Source organism: Pseudomonas sp. S35 (assembly GCF_009866765.1).
Taxonomy (GTDB): Bacteria; Pseudomonadota; Gammaproteobacteria; order Pseudomonadales; family Pseudomonadaceae; genus Aquipseudomonas.
This window is the reverse complement of record NZ_CP019431.1, coordinates 4,618,215-4,634,055: the sequence shown is the minus strand read 5'-3', so window position 1 is coordinate 4,634,055 and position 15,841 is coordinate 4,618,215. Positions and strand designations below refer to the sequence as shown.

General features: G+C 61.7%; 18 protein-coding genes. 16 read left to right on the top strand and 2 right to left on the bottom strand.

Annotated elements, in window-relative coordinates:
• From flhF to yegS, 16 genes are all read left to right on the top strand, one after another.
• Positions 1 to 1,317: a flagellar biosynthesis protein FlhF gene (gene flhF, locus PspS35_RS20650; protein ID WP_159936580.1), complete on the top strand. Its 1,317-nt coding sequence runs from the start codon at positions 1 to 3 to the stop codon at positions 1,315 to 1,317.
• Positions 1,318 to 1,423: 106 nt separating this feature from the next.
• The gene (gene fleN / locus PspS35_RS20645) at positions 1,424 to 2,257 is read left to right on the top strand and encodes a flagellar synthesis regulator FleN (protein WP_003192912.1); all 834 of its coding nucleotides are present in this window, start codon (positions 1,424 to 1,426) and stop codon (positions 2,255 to 2,257) included.
• Entirely contained in the window at positions 2,254 to 2,994 is a 741-nt protein-coding gene (fliA, locus tag PspS35_RS20640; RefSeq protein ID WP_015885174.1) for an RNA polymerase sigma factor FliA, read from the top strand. The genes fleN and fliA overlap by 4 nt, the downstream gene beginning before the upstream one ends.
• Before the next feature lie 169 nt (positions 2,995 to 3,163).
• Positions 3,164 to 3,538, top strand: coding sequence for a chemotaxis response regulator CheY (locus tag PspS35_RS20635; RefSeq protein ID WP_160385018.1), 375 nt, complete (start codon positions 3,164 to 3,166; stop codon positions 3,536 to 3,538).
• 18 nt (positions 3,539 to 3,556) lie between these two features.
• Positions 3,557 to 4,345: a protein phosphatase CheZ gene (locus tag PspS35_RS20630; RefSeq protein ID WP_159936579.1), complete on the top strand. Its 789-nt coding sequence runs from the start codon at positions 3,557 to 3,559 to the stop codon at positions 4,343 to 4,345.
• An 11-nt stretch (positions 4,346 to 4,356) separates the two neighbouring features.
• Positions 4,357 to 6,555, top strand: a complete 2,199-nt coding sequence (locus PspS35_RS20625; RefSeq protein WP_159936578.1) for a chemotaxis protein CheA — start codon at positions 4,357 to 4,359, stop codon at positions 6,553 to 6,555.
• Between the two features lie 48 nt (positions 6,556 to 6,603).
• Positions 6,604 to 7,737 (top strand): chemotaxis response regulator protein-glutamate methylesterase, encoded by a 1,134-nt coding sequence (locus tag PspS35_RS20620; RefSeq protein WP_159936577.1) that lies wholly within the window; start codon positions 6,604 to 6,606, stop codon positions 7,735 to 7,737.
• A complete protein-coding gene (locus PspS35_RS20615) occupies positions 7,737 to 8,477 on the top strand; it encodes a flagellar motor protein (protein ID WP_032887912.1) in 741 nt (246 codons plus the stop codon). The genes PspS35_RS20620 and PspS35_RS20615 overlap by 1 nt, the downstream gene beginning before the upstream one ends.
• 15 nt (positions 8,478 to 8,492) lie before the next feature.
• The gene (motD, locus tag PspS35_RS20610) at positions 8,493 to 9,380 is read left to right on the top strand and encodes a flagellar motor protein MotD (protein ID WP_159936576.1); all 888 of its coding nucleotides are present in this window, start codon (positions 8,493 to 8,495) and stop codon (positions 9,378 to 9,380) included.
• 50 nt (positions 9,381 to 9,430) lie between these two features.
• Complete coding sequence (locus PspS35_RS20605) at positions 9,431 to 10,219, top strand: ParA family protein (RefSeq protein ID WP_159936575.1); 789 nt, start codon at positions 9,431 to 9,433, stop codon at positions 10,217 to 10,219.
• Positions 10,219 to 11,019: a CheW domain-containing protein gene (locus PspS35_RS20600; protein WP_159936574.1), complete on the top strand. Its 801-nt coding sequence runs from the start codon at positions 10,219 to 10,221 to the stop codon at positions 11,017 to 11,019. The genes PspS35_RS20605 and PspS35_RS20600 overlap by 1 nt, the downstream gene beginning before the upstream one ends.
• Before the next feature lie 80 nt (positions 11,020 to 11,099).
• A complete protein-coding gene (locus PspS35_RS20595; RefSeq protein WP_159936573.1) occupies positions 11,100 to 11,582 on the top strand; it encodes a chemotaxis protein CheW in 483 nt (160 codons plus the stop codon).
• Positions 11,583 to 11,975, top strand: a complete 393-nt coding sequence (locus tag PspS35_RS20590) for a DUF2802 domain-containing protein (protein WP_159936572.1) — start codon at positions 11,583 to 11,585, stop codon at positions 11,973 to 11,975.
• Positions 11,976 to 12,408: 433 nt separating this feature from the next.
• Positions 12,409 to 12,735 (top strand): hypothetical protein, encoded by a 327-nt coding sequence (locus tag PspS35_RS20585; RefSeq protein WP_159936571.1) that lies wholly within the window; start codon positions 12,409 to 12,411, stop codon positions 12,733 to 12,735.
• Between the two features lie 33 nt (positions 12,736 to 12,768).
• Complete coding sequence (locus PspS35_RS20580) at positions 12,769 to 13,314, top strand: hypothetical protein (protein ID WP_159936570.1); 546 nt, start codon at positions 12,769 to 12,771, stop codon at positions 13,312 to 13,314.
• Between the two features lie 92 nt (positions 13,315 to 13,406).
• A complete protein-coding gene (gene yegS, locus PspS35_RS20575) occupies positions 13,407 to 14,324 on the top strand; it encodes a lipid kinase YegS (RefSeq protein WP_159936569.1) in 918 nt (305 codons plus the stop codon).
• On the opposite strand, the gene PspS35_RS20570 is transcribed toward yegS, so the two are convergent.
• On the bottom strand, positions 14,283 to 14,942 hold the full coding sequence (locus PspS35_RS20570) for a response regulator transcription factor (protein ID WP_159936568.1): 660 nt from the start codon (positions 14,940 to 14,942) through the stop codon (positions 14,283 to 14,285). The genes yegS and PspS35_RS20570 overlap by 42 nt on opposite strands.
• Entirely contained in the window at positions 14,939 to 15,832 is an 894-nt protein-coding gene (locus PspS35_RS20565; RefSeq protein WP_159938094.1) for a sensor histidine kinase, read from the bottom strand. The genes PspS35_RS20570 and PspS35_RS20565 overlap by 4 nt, the downstream gene beginning before the upstream one ends.
• Between the last annotated feature and the right edge of the window lie 9 nt (positions 15,833 to 15,841).

The window sequence follows — 15,841 nt, the reverse complement described above, 5'->3', positions numbered from 1 at the left end:
ATGCAAGTGAAGCGTTTTTTCGCCGCCGATATGCGTCAGGCCATGAAACTGGTCCGTGATGAACTGGGCGCCGACGCCGCGATTATCGGTAACCGTCGTATTGCCGGCGGTGTCGAGCTGACGGCTGCCCTGGATTACACCCCCTCGGCGCTGGCGCCACGCGTGCCGAACATGGAGCTCGAAGACGAGCTGCGCAAGACCGCCTCGCGTATCGTCTCGGCCCAGGCCGAACTGAGCATGCGTGGCGACAGCGATGCCACCACCAATCGCCAGTTGTTTGCCGGCCTGCCGCTGACGGCTGCCGAGCCCCTGGTTGAGCCGACCTTCATCGAACCGCCGCGTCCTGCCGCGCCAGCCCCGGCCGCCGCCGTCGACCAGCGTGTGTTTGATTCGATGCGCTTTGAGCTCAATGGCCTGCGCGAACTGCTGGAAGTGCAGCTCGGCTCGCTGGCCTGGACACAACTGCAAGGCAGCAAGCCGCAACAGGCCAACCTGTGGCGCCGCCTGCAACGCATCGGCCTGTCCGGTCCGCTGTCTCGCGACCTGCTGGCCCTGACCACCGAAATCGACGAACCTCGCCAAGCCTGGCGCATGTTGCTGGCGCACCTGGCGCGGATGATCGTCACCCCGGAAATTGAACCCTTGGAAGAGGGTGGCGTGATCGCCATGGTCGGCCCTGCCGGCATGGGCAAGACCACCACCCTGGCCAAGCTGGCCGCGCGTTACGTGCTCAAGTACGGCGCCAATAACATCGCGCTGGTGAGCATGGACAGCTACCGCATCGGTGCCCAGGAACAGCTCAAGACCTTGGGTCGTATCCTCAATGTGCCGGTGACCCACGTCGATCCGGGCCAGTCCCTGGCCAACGCGCTCGACCCGCTGCTGCGCAAGCGCGTGGTGTTGATCGACACCGCCGGCCTGCAAGCCAGCGACCCGGCGTTGCGCATGCAACTGGAAAGCCTGGCTGGGCGTGGCATCAAGTCGAAAAATTACCTGGTGCTTGCAACCACCAGCCAAAAACAGGTTCTTACCGCTGCGTACCATAGCTACAAGCGCTGCGGCCTGGCCGGTTGCATCCTGACCAAACTGGATGAAACCGCCAGCCTGGGCGAAGTGTTGAGCCTGGCTATCAGCCATGAACTACCGGTTGCCTACCTGACCGACGGGCCGCGGATCCCGGATGATCTGCATCTGCCGCGCCGTCATCAGTTGGTCAGCCGCGCCGTCAGCGTGCAAATGCAAGAAGAGCCTAGCGAGGAAGCGATGGCCGATATGTTCGCCGACCTCTACCACCACCCGGCAAAACGGGTCGGTTGAAGTCAGGATGAACACCGTGAAATGTACCTACATCGATGGTCTGCAAGCGATTCACGCGGCCAAGCCATGTAGCCTGCGTCTAAGCAAGACAAGGTAAAGAAATAAAATGGGCAGCATGCATCCCGTACAGGTGATCGCGGTGACCGGCGGCAAAGGTGGCGTCGGGAAAACTAACGTGTCAGTGAATTTGTCCCTGGCCCTGGCAGAGCTTGGCCGTCGCGTCATGCTGCTGGATGCTGACCTGGGGCTGGCGAACGTCGACGTTCTGCTGGGACTGACGCCCAAACATACCCTTGCCGATGTGATCGAGGGGCGCTGTGAGCTGCGCGATGTGCTGCTCCAGGGCCCTGGCGGGATCCGCATCGTGCCGGCCGCCTCCGGTACCCAGAGCATGGTGCACCTGAGCCCGGCGCAACATGCCGGCCTGATCCAGGCCTTCAGTGATATCGGCGACAACCTCGACGTGCTGGTGATCGACACCGCCGCCGGGATCGGCGAGTCCGTGGTCAGCTTCGTGCGCGCCGCGCAGGAAGTGTTGCTGGTGGTCTGCGATGAACCCACCTCGATCACCGACGCCTACGCCCTGATCAAACTGCTTAACCGTGACTACGGCATGAACCGCTTCCGCGTGCTGGCCAACATGGCCCAGAGCCCGCAGGAAGGGCGCAACCTGTTCGCCAAGTTGACCAAGGTCACGGATCGCTTCCTCGATGTCGCCTTACAATACGTCGGCGCAGTTCCCTACGACGAGTGTGTGCGCAAGGCTGTGCAAAAGCAGCGTGCAGTCTACGAAGCGTTCCCTCGTTCCAAATGCGCACTGGCGTTCAAGGCTATTGCCCAGAAGGTCGATACTTGGCCGTTGCCCGCCAACCCTCGGGGGCATCTGGAGTTTTTCGTCGAGCGATTGGTACATCAGACGAGCGCAGGACCGGTGCTATGACAGCGAACGGCTACAACGCCTACAAGAAATCTGCCCGTGACAGCCAGGGTGAGTTGATTGAGCGCTATGCGCCGCTGGTCAAGCGTATCGCCTATCACTTGTTGGCTCGCCTGCCCGCCAGCGTGCAGGTCGAGGACCTGATCCAGGCCGGCATGATCGGCCTGCTCGAAGTGTCGACCAAATACGACGCCAGCAAAGGCGCGAGTTTCGAGACGTATGCGGGTATCCGTATCCGTGGCGCGATGCTCGATGAGGTGCGTAAAGGCGATTGGGCGCCGCGTTCGGTGCACCGCAATACGCGCATGGTCAGTGACGCAATTCGTGCAATTGAAGCAAAAACCGGTCGCGACGCTAAAGATCACGAAGTTGCGGCCGAACTCCAATTGAGTCTCGACGATTACTACGGGATTTTGAACGATACCTTGGGCAGCCGCCTGTTCAGTTTCGACGACCTGTTGCAGGACGGCGAACACGAAGGGCTGCACGAGGACGGCGCGAGCGCACACATGGAGCCGTCGCGCGACCTGGAAGATGAACGCTTCCAGGGCGCATTGGCGGACGCCATTGCCAACTTGCCCGAGCGCGAGCGGTTGGTGTTGGCGCTGTACTACGACGAAGAGCTGAACCTCAAGGAAATCGGTGAGGTCCTGGGGGTCAGTGAATCGCGTGTCAGCCAGTTGCACAGCCAATGCGCAGCCCGCTTGCGCGGGCGATTGGGAGAGTGGCGAGCGCGCTGACAGGCGGTGTGGGGGCACTGCGAAGCGATACCGCGAAGGTGATTGGCCTTCGCGGGTTCGACCCGTGGTGTTCCCAGCAGTCCTTTTTGTGTAATGCCTGTTGATTGAAATGGCGCGTCCAGGTGCTGGGCGCGTTTAAGACTGCTTGGAGGTCGAATTGGACAAGAACATGAAAATCCTCATCGTTGATGACTTCTCAACGATGCGGCGGATCATAAAAAACCTGTTGCGTGACCTTGGGTTCACAAACACGGTCGAGGCGGATGACGGCCTGACGGCAATTCCGATCCTCAACAGCGGGAGCATCGACTTTCTGGTAACGGACTGGAACATGCCGGGAATGACCGGTATCGACCTGTTGCGCCACGTGCGCGCCGACGAAAAGCTGCGCAGCCTTCCCGTGTTGATGGTGACCGCCGAAGCCAAGCGTGAGCAGATCATCGAAGCCGCCCAGGCCGGGGTCAACGGTTATGTGGTCAAGCCATTCACTGCACAGGCCTTGAAAGAGAAGATCGAAAAGATCTTCGAACGCATCCACGGCTAATGCCATCGCGGGGGAGCTATGGAGCATAAAGAAACGTCACAGGGAGACTTCGAGTCGACCCTGAAAAAACATGCTCACCAGTTGGTCGACAGCCTTGAAAGAGGCCAGTTCGGCGACGCGGTGCAGTTGATCCATGAGCTCAACCAGACCCGTGACCGCGGCCTGTATCAGGAAGTGGGCAAGCTCACACGCGAGCTGCACAGTGCGATCGTCAATTTCCAGATTGACCCGCATATGCCCCAGGCCGAAGAAATCTCACAAATCACTGACGCCACCGAACGCCTGTCCTACGTGGTCAGGCTGACTGAGGCGGCGGCCAACCGCACGATGGACCTGGTGGAAAACGCCACGCCCCTGGTCAATGGCATGGCCACTGAAGCCCAAGCCCTGAGCAACGACTGGGGCCGCTTCATGCGCCGGGAAGTGGGGGCTGAAGAGTTCCGTGAGCTGGCCCGTCGGGTCGAAGGGTTCTTGTCACGCAGCGAGCAGGAAAACCGCACGGTTGCCAGCAACCTCAATGACATTCTGCTGGCCCAGGACTACCAGGACCTTACCGGTCAGGTGATCAAGCGTGTGACCCAGTTGGTCACCGAAGTGGAAAGCAACCTGCTCAAATTGGTACTCATGGCTGGCCAGGTCGACCGTTTTGCCGGCATCGAACATGACCGCGAAGCGATCCTCTCTGAAAAAGATCCACAAAAACATCTCGCCAAGGGTGAAGGTCCGCAGATTCATGCCGATAAACGTGAAGACGTTGTGTCAGGTCAGGATGACGTAGATGACCTGTTATCCAGTTTAGGCTTCTAAGGAGCACCCACATGAGCTTCGGCGCCGATGAAGAGATCCTTCAGGATTTCCTTGTAGAGGCCGGCGAAATTTTAGAGCAACTGTCCGAACAACTGGTCGAGCTGGAAAGCCGACCGGATGATGCGAACCTGCTCAATGCAATTTTTCGCGGTTTTCATACTGTAAAAGGGGGCGCCGGCTTCCTCCAGCTCCATGAGCTGGTGGAGTGCTGCCACATCGCCGAGAACGTGTTCGACATCCTGCGCAAGGGTGAGCGTCACGTTGATTCGGAATTGATGGACGTGATTCTCGAAGCACTGGATGCGGTCAACGGCATGTTCAGCCAAGTGCGTGAACGTGCCCCGATCACCGCGGCCACGCCGGAACTGTTGGCCGCCCTGGCGCGCTATGCAGAGCCGGCCGACACCACGGCAGCGCCGGTGGTTGAAGCCGCGCCTGAGCCGGTGGCGCAGCCAGAAGCCGATGTAACGGACAGCGAGTTCGAGCAGTTGCTCAACTCCCTCAGTGCCGTCAAGGCCGAGGCTGAAGCACCGGCGGCGCCTGCCCCGGCAGCGGCGCCGACCAGCGAAGACATCACCGACGCCGAGTTCGAATCGCTGCTCGACCAGTTGCACGGCAAGGGCCAGTTCGCCGCCGATGCGGTGGCGCCGGTTGCCGCTGCCCAAGCGCCTGCGGCCCCGGCCAGTACCGACATTACCGATGACGAATTCGAAGCCTTGCTTGACCAGTTGCATGGCAAAGGCACGTTCGCCGTCGACGCCCTGCCAGACGTGGCGCCAGCGCCTGCTGCTGCACCTGCCAGTGCCAAGCCTGCGGACGATGGGTTGATCTCCGATCACGAATTCGAAGCGCTGCTGGACGATTTGCACGGCAAGGGCAAGTTCACCGAAGTCGCCTCGGCGGCGGCTGTGGCGACGGCGGCACCGGTTGCGGCCAAAGCGGCTGCACCTGCACCTGTGGCAGCGGCCAAGCCAGCCGCCCCGGCTCCAGCACCGGCGCGTGCAGCTGCGCCACCGCCGCCGGAAAAACCGGCCAGTGAAGCCGAAACCACGGTGCGGGTCGATACCGCGCGCCTGGACGACATCATGAACATGGTCGGCGAACTGGTACTGGTGCGTAACCGTCTGGTGCGCCTGGGCCTGAGCAGCGGCGATGAAGCCATGCAAAAGGCCGTGTCGAACCTCGATGTGGTGACGGCCGACCTGCAAACCGCGGTGATGAAAACGCGCATGCAGCCGATCAAAAAAGTCTTCGGCCGTTTCCCGCGCCTGGTCCGTGACCTGGCACGCCAGCTGAAGAAAGAGATCAACCTGGAACTGGTGGGTGAAGAAACCGACCTCGACAAAAACCTTGTCGAGGCCCTGGCCGACCCGCTGGTCCACTTGGTGCGCAACGCCGTCGACCACGGCGTCGAAACCCCGGAAGAACGCGAAGCCTCGGGCAAGTCCCGTGGTGGCAAGGTGATTCTGGCGGCGGAGCAAGAAGGCGACCATATCCTGCTGTCGATTACCGATGACGGCAAAGGCATGGACCCGGCGATCTTGCGCAATATCGCGGTCAAGCGCGGCGTGATGGACAAGGACGCCGCCGACCGGCTGACCGACACCGAGTGCTACAACCTGATCTTCGCCCCAGGCTTCTCGACCAAGACCGAGATTTCCGACGTGTCGGGCCGTGGCGTGGGCATGGACGTGGTGAAGACCAAGATCAGCCAGCTCAACGGCTCGATCAACATCTACTCGACCAAGGGCCAGGGCTCCAAGATCGTGATCAAGGTGCCGTTGACCTTGGCGATCATGCCGACCCTGATGGTGATGCTGGGCAACCAGGCTTTCGCCTTCCCGCTGGTCAACGTCAACGAAATCTTCCACCTCGACCTGTCGCGTACCAATGTGGTGGACGGCCAGGAAGTGGTGATCGTGCGGGACAAGGCGTTGCCGCTGTTCTACCTCAAGCGCTGGCTGGTTGCATCGGCTGCCCATGAGGAGCAGCGCGAAGGCCATGTGGTGATTCTGTCCGTGGGCACCCAGCGCATCGGCTTTGTCGTCGATCAACTGGTTGGCCAGGAAGAAGTGGTCATCAAGCCTTTGGGCAAAATGCTGCAGGGAACCCCGGGCATGTCGGGTGCGACCATCACCGGTGACGGTCGGATCGCGCTGATTCTCGATGTTCCGAGCATGCTCAAGCGTTACGCCGCTCGGCGTATTTGATTCTGGTGGGGCAGGGCGGTAATGCCCGCCCCGCCTAACGGAGTGTTTATGGCAGTCAAGGTCCTGGTGGTGGACGATTCGGGTTTCTTCCGCCGCCGCGTCTCGGAAATTCTTTCCGCCGATCCAAGCATCCAGGTGGTCGGTACGGCCACCAACGGCAAAGAGGCGATTGATCAAGCCATTGCGCTGAAGCCGGACGTGATCACCATGGACTACGAGATGCCGATGATGGATGGCATCACGGCAGTCCGGCACATCATGCAACGCTGCCCGACCCCGGTATTGATGTTCTCCTCGCTGACCCATGAAGGCGCCCGAGTGACCCTCGATGCGCTGGATGCCGGTGCGGTGGACTTCCTGCCGAAGAATTTCGAAGACATCTCGCGCAACCCCGAGAAGGTCAAGCAACTGCTGTGCGAGAAAGTCCACAGCATTTCCCGCAGTAACCGTCGCAGCCTGTTCAGCGCGCCAACGCCTGCCCCAGCGCCGGTAGCGCCTGCGGCTGCGCCCACCAGTTCCTCGTTCAGTCGCCCGGCGCCTGCACCGATTGCACGGCCTGCGCCGCCACCGGTACGTACGTCGGCCCCGGCTGCTGCGCATTCGGCGGCACCTAAGCGCAAGGCCTATAAATTGGTCGCCATCGGTACCTCCACCGGCGGCCCGGTGGCCTTGCAGCGCGTATTGACCCAGCTGCCGGCCAACTTTCCGGCGCCGATCGTGTTGATCCAGCACATGCCGGCGGCGTTCACCAAGGCCTTTGCCGAGCGCCTGGACAAGCTGTGCCGCGTCAGCGTCAAGGAAGCCGAGGATGGTGACATCCTGCGTCCTGGCCTGGCGTTGCTGGCCCCGGGTGGCAAGCAAATGATGGTCGATGGCCGTGGCGCGATCAAAATCCTGCCAGGCGACGAGCGCCTCAACTACAAGCCGTGCGTGGACATCACCTTCGGCTCGGCGGCTAAGTCCTACGGTGACAAAGTTCTGGCGGTGGTGCTCACCGGCATGGGCGCCGACGGCCGTGAAGGCGCCCGCCTGCTCAAGCAGGGCGGCAGTGCAATCTGGGCCCAGGATGAAGCCAGCTGTGTGATCTATGGCATGCCCATGGCCATCGTCAAGGCTGACCTGGCCGACGCCGTCTACAGCCTGGACGATATCGGCAAGCATCTGGTGGAGGCCTGCCTCTAATGGATGTGTTGAGCCTGATCGGCATCATCATGGCGTTTGTCGCCATTATCGGCGGCAACTACCTCGAAGGCGGCCACCTTGGCGCCCTGGCCAACGGCCCGGCGGCGCTGATCGTGATCGGCGGCACCGTGGGCGCGGCGTTGTTGCAGTCACCGATGAGTTCGTTCAAGCGTGCGATGCAGATCGTGATCTGGATCATCTTCCCGCCACGCGTCGACCTGGCCGGGGGCATCGACCGGGTGGTCAACTGGAGCCTCACCGCACGCAAGGAAGGCCTGCTGGGCCTGGAAGGCGTGGCCGATGCCGAGCCCGACAGCTACTCGCGCAAGGGCCTGCAATTGCTGGTCGACGGCGCCGAGCCGGAAGCGATCCGCAGCATCCTGGAAGTGGATTTCTACACCCAGGAAAGCCGCGACATCAACGCCGCCAAGGTCTTTGAAAGCATGGGCGGCTATGCGCCGACCATCGGCATCATCGGTGCGGTGATGGGCCTGATCCACGTGATGGGCAACCTGGCCGACCCTTCGCAGTTGGGCAGCGGCATTGCGGTGGCGTTCGTTGCCACTATCTACGGCGTGGCGAGTGCCAACCTGGTGCTGTTGCCCGTGGCCAGCAAACTGAAGTCTATTGCCATGCGCCAGTCGCGTTACCGTGAAATGTTGCTCGAAGGCATCCTGTCGATTGCCGAGGGCGAGAACCCGCGCTCCATTGAACTGAAGCTCCAGGGCTTCATGGATTGATGGGGAGTAATGCCAATGAGCCGTCGCCGTCGCGAGCCTGAAGAACACGTCAACCACGAACGCTGGCTGGTGTCCTACGCGGACTTCATCACCTTGCTGTTCGCATTTTTCGTGGTGATGTACTCCATCTCGTCGATCAATGAAGGCAAGTACAAAGTCATTTCCCAGGCGTTGATCGGCGTGTTCAACGACGCCGATCGTTCGCTCAAGCCGATCCCCATCGGCGAAGAGCGGCCCAAGACCGTGACCCCGGCCAAGCCGCTGGTCAATGACAGCGACGAAACCGCAGCCGGCGTGGGCGGTACCAGTGACCCGCTGAAAAGCATCGCCGATGACATCAGTGCTGCGTTTGGCGACCTGATCAGCTCCAATCAGATGACCGTGCGCGGCAATGAGTTGTGGGTGGAGATCGAACTCAATTCCAGCCTGTTGTTCGCCAGCGCCGACGCATTGCCCAGCGACCAGGCGTTCACCATCATCGATAAGGTGGCGGCAATTCTCCAGCCGTTCGAGAACCCGATCCACGTCGAAGGCTTTACCGATAACGTACCGATCAGCACCGCGCAGTACCCGACCAATTGGGAGCTGTCCTCGGCCCGTGCTGCGAGCATCGTGCGCATGCTCGCGATGCAGGGCGTAAACCCCGGGCGCCTGGCGTCGGTGGGCTATGGCGAGTTCCAGCCGGTGGCCAATAACGCCACGCTGGAAGGCCGTGCGCGCAACCGTCGGGTGGTGTTGGTGGTGTCACGCAACCTGGATGTGCGCCGCAGCCTGACCGGGACCGGCACCGCCAATGCAACACCGGACGCGGCCTTGAAGCGCGCTGGCACACAAACTGCACCGGCCCCTGTAAAGCCGCCGGTTCGGCAGAGTGCCGTCAATTCTCCGTCACCGGCTCAATAACCTATGCAATGTCTCGGTCGCGCACATGCCCACCGGGAGGAACCATCCGAATGAGAGTCTGGGCAGTTGCCAATCAAAAAGGTGGGGTCGGCAAGACCACCACCTCCATCGCTTTAGCCGGTTTGCTGGCCGAGGCGGGCAAGCGTGTGGTCGTGGTCGACCTCGACCCCCATGGCTCGATGACCAGCTATTTCGGTTACGACCCAGACGCACTGGAACACAGTTGCTTCGACCTGTTCCTGCACAAGGGCAGCGTGCCGAGCGACTTGCCCGGCCAGTTGTTGCTGCCAACGAGCAACGAGAGCATTTCCCTGCTGCCATCCAGCACCGCACTGGCCACCCTTGAGCGCCAGTCGCCGGGGCAGAGCGGGCTGGGCCTGGTGATCGCCAAGACCTTGGCGCAACTGTGGCAGGACTTCGACTACGCCATCATCGACAGCCCGCCGTTGCTCGGCGTGCTGATGGTCAACGCGTTGGCGGCCAGCCAGCAGTTGGTGATCCCGGTGCAGACCGAGCACTTGGCGGTCAAGGGCCTGGAGCGCATGGTCAGCACCCTGGCGATGATCAACCGCTCACGCAAACAGGCGCTGCCGTATAGCATCGTGCCGACCCTGTTCGACCGCCGTACCCAGGCCTCCCTGGGCACATTGCGCGTATTGCGCGATGGCTACCCGGATGCCATCTGGAATGGCTACATCCCGGTGGATACCCGCCTGCGCGATGCTAGCCGGGCAGGGCTGACGCCCTCGCAGTTCGACGCCAAGAGCCGTGGCGTGATGGCCTACCGCGCGCTGCTCAAGCACCTGCTGTCCCAGCAGCTTGTGGCGCAGGTGGCTTGATGAATCGTCCTGTTGAACTCAAGACCCGGCCGCAACTGGCACTGGAATCCTACCTGGATGCCCTGCTGCAGGAAGCGACCGAGGAAGACGTGCCGGAACCGATCCTGGTGCTGGAGCCCGCGCTAGAAGTGCCGGCGGCCAGCACCCTGGACGAGTTCCAGTTGGCGGTATTGGAAGAGCAGGCGCGTGATGCCTATGTCGCGCCGGTGATCGTGCCGCTGGCTGTCCCGGTGGCCATGCCCGTCGCGCCGGTGGTGGTCGAGCCGGTGGTGCAAGTGCACTTGCCTGCGAGCATTACGCCGCCACCCGTGAGCGGCGATGAGCGACCGGCCTGGGCGGCCGAACCGTTCGAATGCCTGCTGTTCGATGTCGCCGGGTTGACCCTGGCCGTGCCGCTGGTGTGCCTGGGCTCGATCTACTCCCTGGAAGGCCAGGAACTGACGCCACTGTTCGGTCAACCGGAGTGGTTCCTTGGCATCCTGCCGAGCCAGGCCGGCAACCTCAAGGTGTTGGACACGGCGCGCTGGGTGATGCCCGATCGCTACCGCGACGACTTCCGCCAAGGCTTGCAGTACGTGATCTCGGTGCAGGGCTACGAGTGGGGGCTGGCGGTGCATCAAGTCAGCCGCTCGTTGCGCCTGGACCCGAACGAAATCAAATGGCGCAGCCACCGTGGCCAACGGCCTTGGCTGGCGGGCACTGTGATCGAACACATGTGCGCGTTGCTCGACGTTGCCGAACTGGCCGAGTTGATCGCCAGCGGTGCCGTCAAGGCGATGCCTGTTACCAAACGCAGTTGATTGAACAATAAGGGCCGCGCGCGAGTGCGGCCAACGAAGCACACACGCCGTACGTAACGGCATTTGAAGGGGTCATGGGTATGAACAAGTCAGCGTCCGCACAAGGTTTGGATGATCCGATCCTGCAATGGGTTACCTTCAAACTGGACAACGAAACCTACGGCATTAACGTGATGCGCGTGCAGGAAGTGCTGCGCTACACCGAGATCGCTCCGGTTCCAGGTGCGCCAAGCTACGTGCTGGGCATCATCAACCTGCGCGGCAACGTGGTGACGGTGATCGACACCCGCCAGCGTTTTGGCCTCGATACAGCCGAGATTACCGACAACACCCGCATCGTCATCATCGAGGCCGACAAGCAAGTGGTCGGGATCTTGGTCGACAGCGTGGCCGAAGTGGTTTACCTGCGCCAATCGGAAGTGGAAACCGCGCCGAACGTGGGTAACGAGGAATCGGCCAAGTTCATCCAGGGCGTGTGCAACAAGAACAACGAACTGCTGATTCTGGTTGAGCTGGACAAGATGATGAGCGAAGAAGAGTGGTCGGAACTGGAGAGTATCTGATTGTTCTTTGAGGCCGTGGTGATTGTCCTGGCCCTGCTGTGGGCCGGGACGCTGGCGTTTATGCTGCGCTATGTGCGCCAGCAACGGGAATTGGCGATGCAACAGGCCGAGCGCGACGCGGTGCGCGACCGGCGCATCCTGGAGCTGGTCAAGCGCGTTGATCACTTCCAGCAAAGTGCGGTGAAGGTCGGGGATGAGGTGCATGAACTGCGCGCCATCCTCGCGCCGCTGCCAGACAAGTTGGCGCAGATCGAGCAGCGCGACCCGGCGAGCCTGTCGTTTGCCCAGGCGGCGAAGCTGGTGGGCATGGGCGCGACGGTGGATGAACTGACCCAGTCCTGCGGCTTGACCCAGGCTGAGGCGCAGTTGATGAGTAAATTGCACAAAAGCTGATTGCGCGGTGTAAGCCGTGCAACACCGCTCTCTACCTTTAGCCAGCGCTATCTGGGCTGAAAATCAAAAGTGTCGGCTGCGGCTGGTTGTATCGTGCGTGTCCCAATGCCATGTTTTCTCATGGCACTTTTATGTCTTTGTGCTGACCAACCTGCGTATGCAGGAAGTTTCAATCACAAGGATGCGAAATGTCTGTCGACGCTTTATCAAGAACAAACCCCTCTGTTTTGCTGCAGCCCTGCGGCGCTGCCCTGCCAGCCTTTCTGGCAGGATTCACCTCATGGTGTTTCATACGTTGTCCGAGTCAAACCAAGGAAGAACGCCATGTTCAGCAAGGTTCTGCGGTTGAGTGTTTGCGCTGTATTACTGACCGGCTGCACGGGCAGGGGCTTTCAGCCGCCGCCGGTAACCCATCACTAAAAGGAAGCAGGGAATGAATGATCTACGCAAAGGACTGTACGGCGTCGCGCTGGCATTGGCGGCGGCAGGGCTGGGCGGTTGTGCTTCGTCGATGACGGTCACCGGCGAGCCGGGGGTGAAGATGGGCGAGAGCTATGCCCAGGTGCTCGCGGTGGTCAGCCGCAACAACGCCGTGACCAAGCAGGTCGATGGCCAGGGCTTCCGGGCTGAGGGTTACTCGTCGATGTTCAAGGACTGCCGCATCAAGTACTTCATCTTCCAGGGCGCCGATGGCTTGCAGATGGTGAAGTACGAGCCGGCGCCGCAGTTGTCGGTCAACCACAATTGCCGTCAGCCGTAAGTGGCCCTTTCTTCCTTTGCGAGTTGATTGCCGATGAATGTTAGACGCATGGTTCCTGCGGCGTTGCTGGTACTGCTGACGGGATGCGGCCAAGTGGCGAACATCCGCTCCCTGTCCACCGGCTACGTCGCACCGACGTCCGGCGAGACGGCCCGTGTACGGTTGATCACCGATGGCCTGGTGCGCGCGGTGCCGGGGCGTGATTGCCTGGACTGGAATGTGCCGGGCGCCGGGGTGATGGCGTCGACCAAGGCGGGTTTTCCCGACCACAACGGTGAAAACCTGGGTATGCCGGGGCCGATTTATTCGTGGGCCGCTGCCGTATCGTCGGAGTTGGTGGTGCCGGCGAACACGCCGATCGCGTTTCATTACCTGGGGCAGTTGCAGTCTTCCCGGCAATGTTCCAGCACCATGACCTTTGTGCCTCGGCCCGGGGTGGATTACATGGTGCAGGCGTCCATGTATGCAAACTGTTCATTCCAGCTGCACGAACTGCCGGCGGGCGGCAAACAATGGGTCGCTGTAGCGCCCGCGCCCAAGGGCAAGCTGTCGATGTGCAACGCTATGGATAATTTCTAGCGGGCCAATTATTTTTTGGCCTCAATGACTTTTTCCTACTCCTTAAAGGTCAACATCCTTCAAGCACTATTGAACCCAGGAGTACGCCCCCCATGACCACCCCCAAGGCACTGTTGATCCTTCACGGCAAGCAAGCCCTCAACGAGGACGTGCGCGCAGCCGTGCTGGCCCGGCGCGAGCGGGGGTTGGAGTTGGCGGTGCGGGTGACCTGGGAGGGCGGTGACGCGCAACGGCTGGTCAAGGAGGCGCTGGACGGCGGCTATACCCACATCATTGCCGGTGGCGGCGACGGCACCTTGCGCGATGTGGCCGAGGCGATGGCCCAGGCCCAGAGCGACGCTAGCCTGGTGCTGATGCCGCTGGGCACCGCGAATGATTTTGCCAAGGCCGCCGGTGTGCCGTTGGAGCCTGCCCAGGCCCTGGCGTTGCTGGATGTGCCCCCCAGGGCAATCGACCTCGGCCAGGTCGGCGGGCAGATTTTCCTGAACATGGCCACCGGCGGCTTCGGCAGCCAGGTTACGGCGAATACTTCCGAAGACTTGAAGAAAGTCCTCGGCGGCGCCGCTTATCTGTTTACCGGCCTGACGCGCTTCAGCGAATTGAAGGCCGCCTATGGTGAGCTGGAAGGGCCGGATTTCCACTGGAAGGGCGAACTGCTGGCACTGGGCATCGGCAACGGGCGCCAGGCGGGCGGGGGGCATGTGCTGTGCCCTGGCGCATTGGCCGATGATGGCTTGCTCGATGTCAGTATTCTGCCGGCGCCGCAGGAAGTGGTCGGCACGCTGCTCAACTTGATGAGCGACGGTGGGCTCGACAACATGTTCGTGCGGGCGCGCCTGCCGTGGGTCAAGATCAAGGTGGCGCAGGGTTTGTACATCAACCTCGATGGTGAACCGCTACAGGGTGACGACCTGCACTTCGAAGCCTTGCCCAAGGCGCTTCGCGTGCATCTGCCGGTGGGTTCGCCCCTAGTCGTCCAGGCTGATGATCTGCTCGCGCACGGCGAATAACACCAGGCCCGCCACGTCGAATATCTGCAGGCGCTTCATGATCTGCGAGCGGTGCGCTTCCACCGTCTTGATACTCAGGCCCAGGCCGTGGGCGATCTCGCGGGTGGACTTGCCGCGCACGATCAGGCGCAGTATCTCCAGCTGGCGGGCCGTGAGGTTGTGCGTGTGGCCGGCGGGGGTGACCGGCCCCTGGCTGCGCACCAGCGCCTGGTTGATCACGGTGTGAGCGATCGCTGGGCTCAGGTAGCGTTCGTTGTTGCGCAAGGCTTGCAGCGCGTGTTCCAGCTCATTGGCGCTGGTGTCCTTGAGCAGGTAGCCGTGGGCGCCGGCCTCCAGCGCGCACATGATCAGTTCCGGGTCGGTGTGCATCGACAGGATCAGCACCTTGCTCTTGGGGTGCGCACGCTTGAGTTGCTGCAGCGCGTCCAGGCCACCGGTGTGTTTCATCGACAGGTCCAGCAGCACGATGTCCGGTAGCAAGGTATTGAACTGCTCCAGCAACTGCGCGCCATCACTGGCTTCGCCGGTTACCGTGTAGCCGGGAATATCCTGGATCAGCGCACGTACGCCGGCCCGGATCAGGGCATGGTCGTCCACCAGAAGTAATGTGCAGGTCACTCGATAACCTTAGGGGCGCTGGCCCGCTCGAGGGCGCGGGGCGCCCAGGGGAACAGCGCGTCGATGCGTGTTCCGTTGCCTGGCTGGCTGCTCACGGAGAGTGAACCGCCAAGTTGATCAACCCGCTCGGCCATGCCCGCCATGCCCCGCTGACCTTCCAGGCTGGGGTTGATGGCAGGTGAAAAGCCCTGGCCGTCATCACAGATAGTCAACGACAGGCCCTCGGGCAGGCGTTGCAGGCGTACCTGCAGGTTGCGCGCCTGGGCGTGGCGCAGCATGTTGGTGACGGCTTCCTGGGTGATGCGAAAGGCCGCCACGGCCATTTCTTCGGGGATGCCCGTCAGCCGTTGCTGGCACTCCAGGCTCCAGTGCACGGGGGTGTTTTCCAGGGTCTTGAGCAGGTGCGCGCGCAGGCTGGCTTCCAGGCCCAGGCTGGCGAGCTGGCGAGGATTGAGGATGGCGGACACGTCGCGCACCTTGGCCAGGGTCTCGTTCAAGGTATTGCACAGGACGTTGCACTGGGTTTGCAGCTCATCCGGCAGTCGACGCTTGAGCCATTCGCTTTGCAGCTTGGCGGCGGTCAGCAGTTGACCGATATCGTCATGCAGTTCGCGGCTGAGGCGGTGGCGTTCGTTTTCCTGCACTTTCAGCAGGCGATCGGCCAACTCCTGGGGCTGGAACTTGATGGATTTGCGCGAGTACCACTGTTGCAGACCTACCACCAACACGGTGGCCAGGTTGAACAGCAGTACCATCAGCGGCAGCGCTGCACCGTGGGCGTAGGCCCACAGGCTCAGCAGCAGCGAGCCAAGGCATAGAGTAAGGATCAAACGGCGTGCATTGCTGCGGGACGCGGACCTTGCGATGAATGTCTTGAGGCTGGCATGCATAGCGGATGG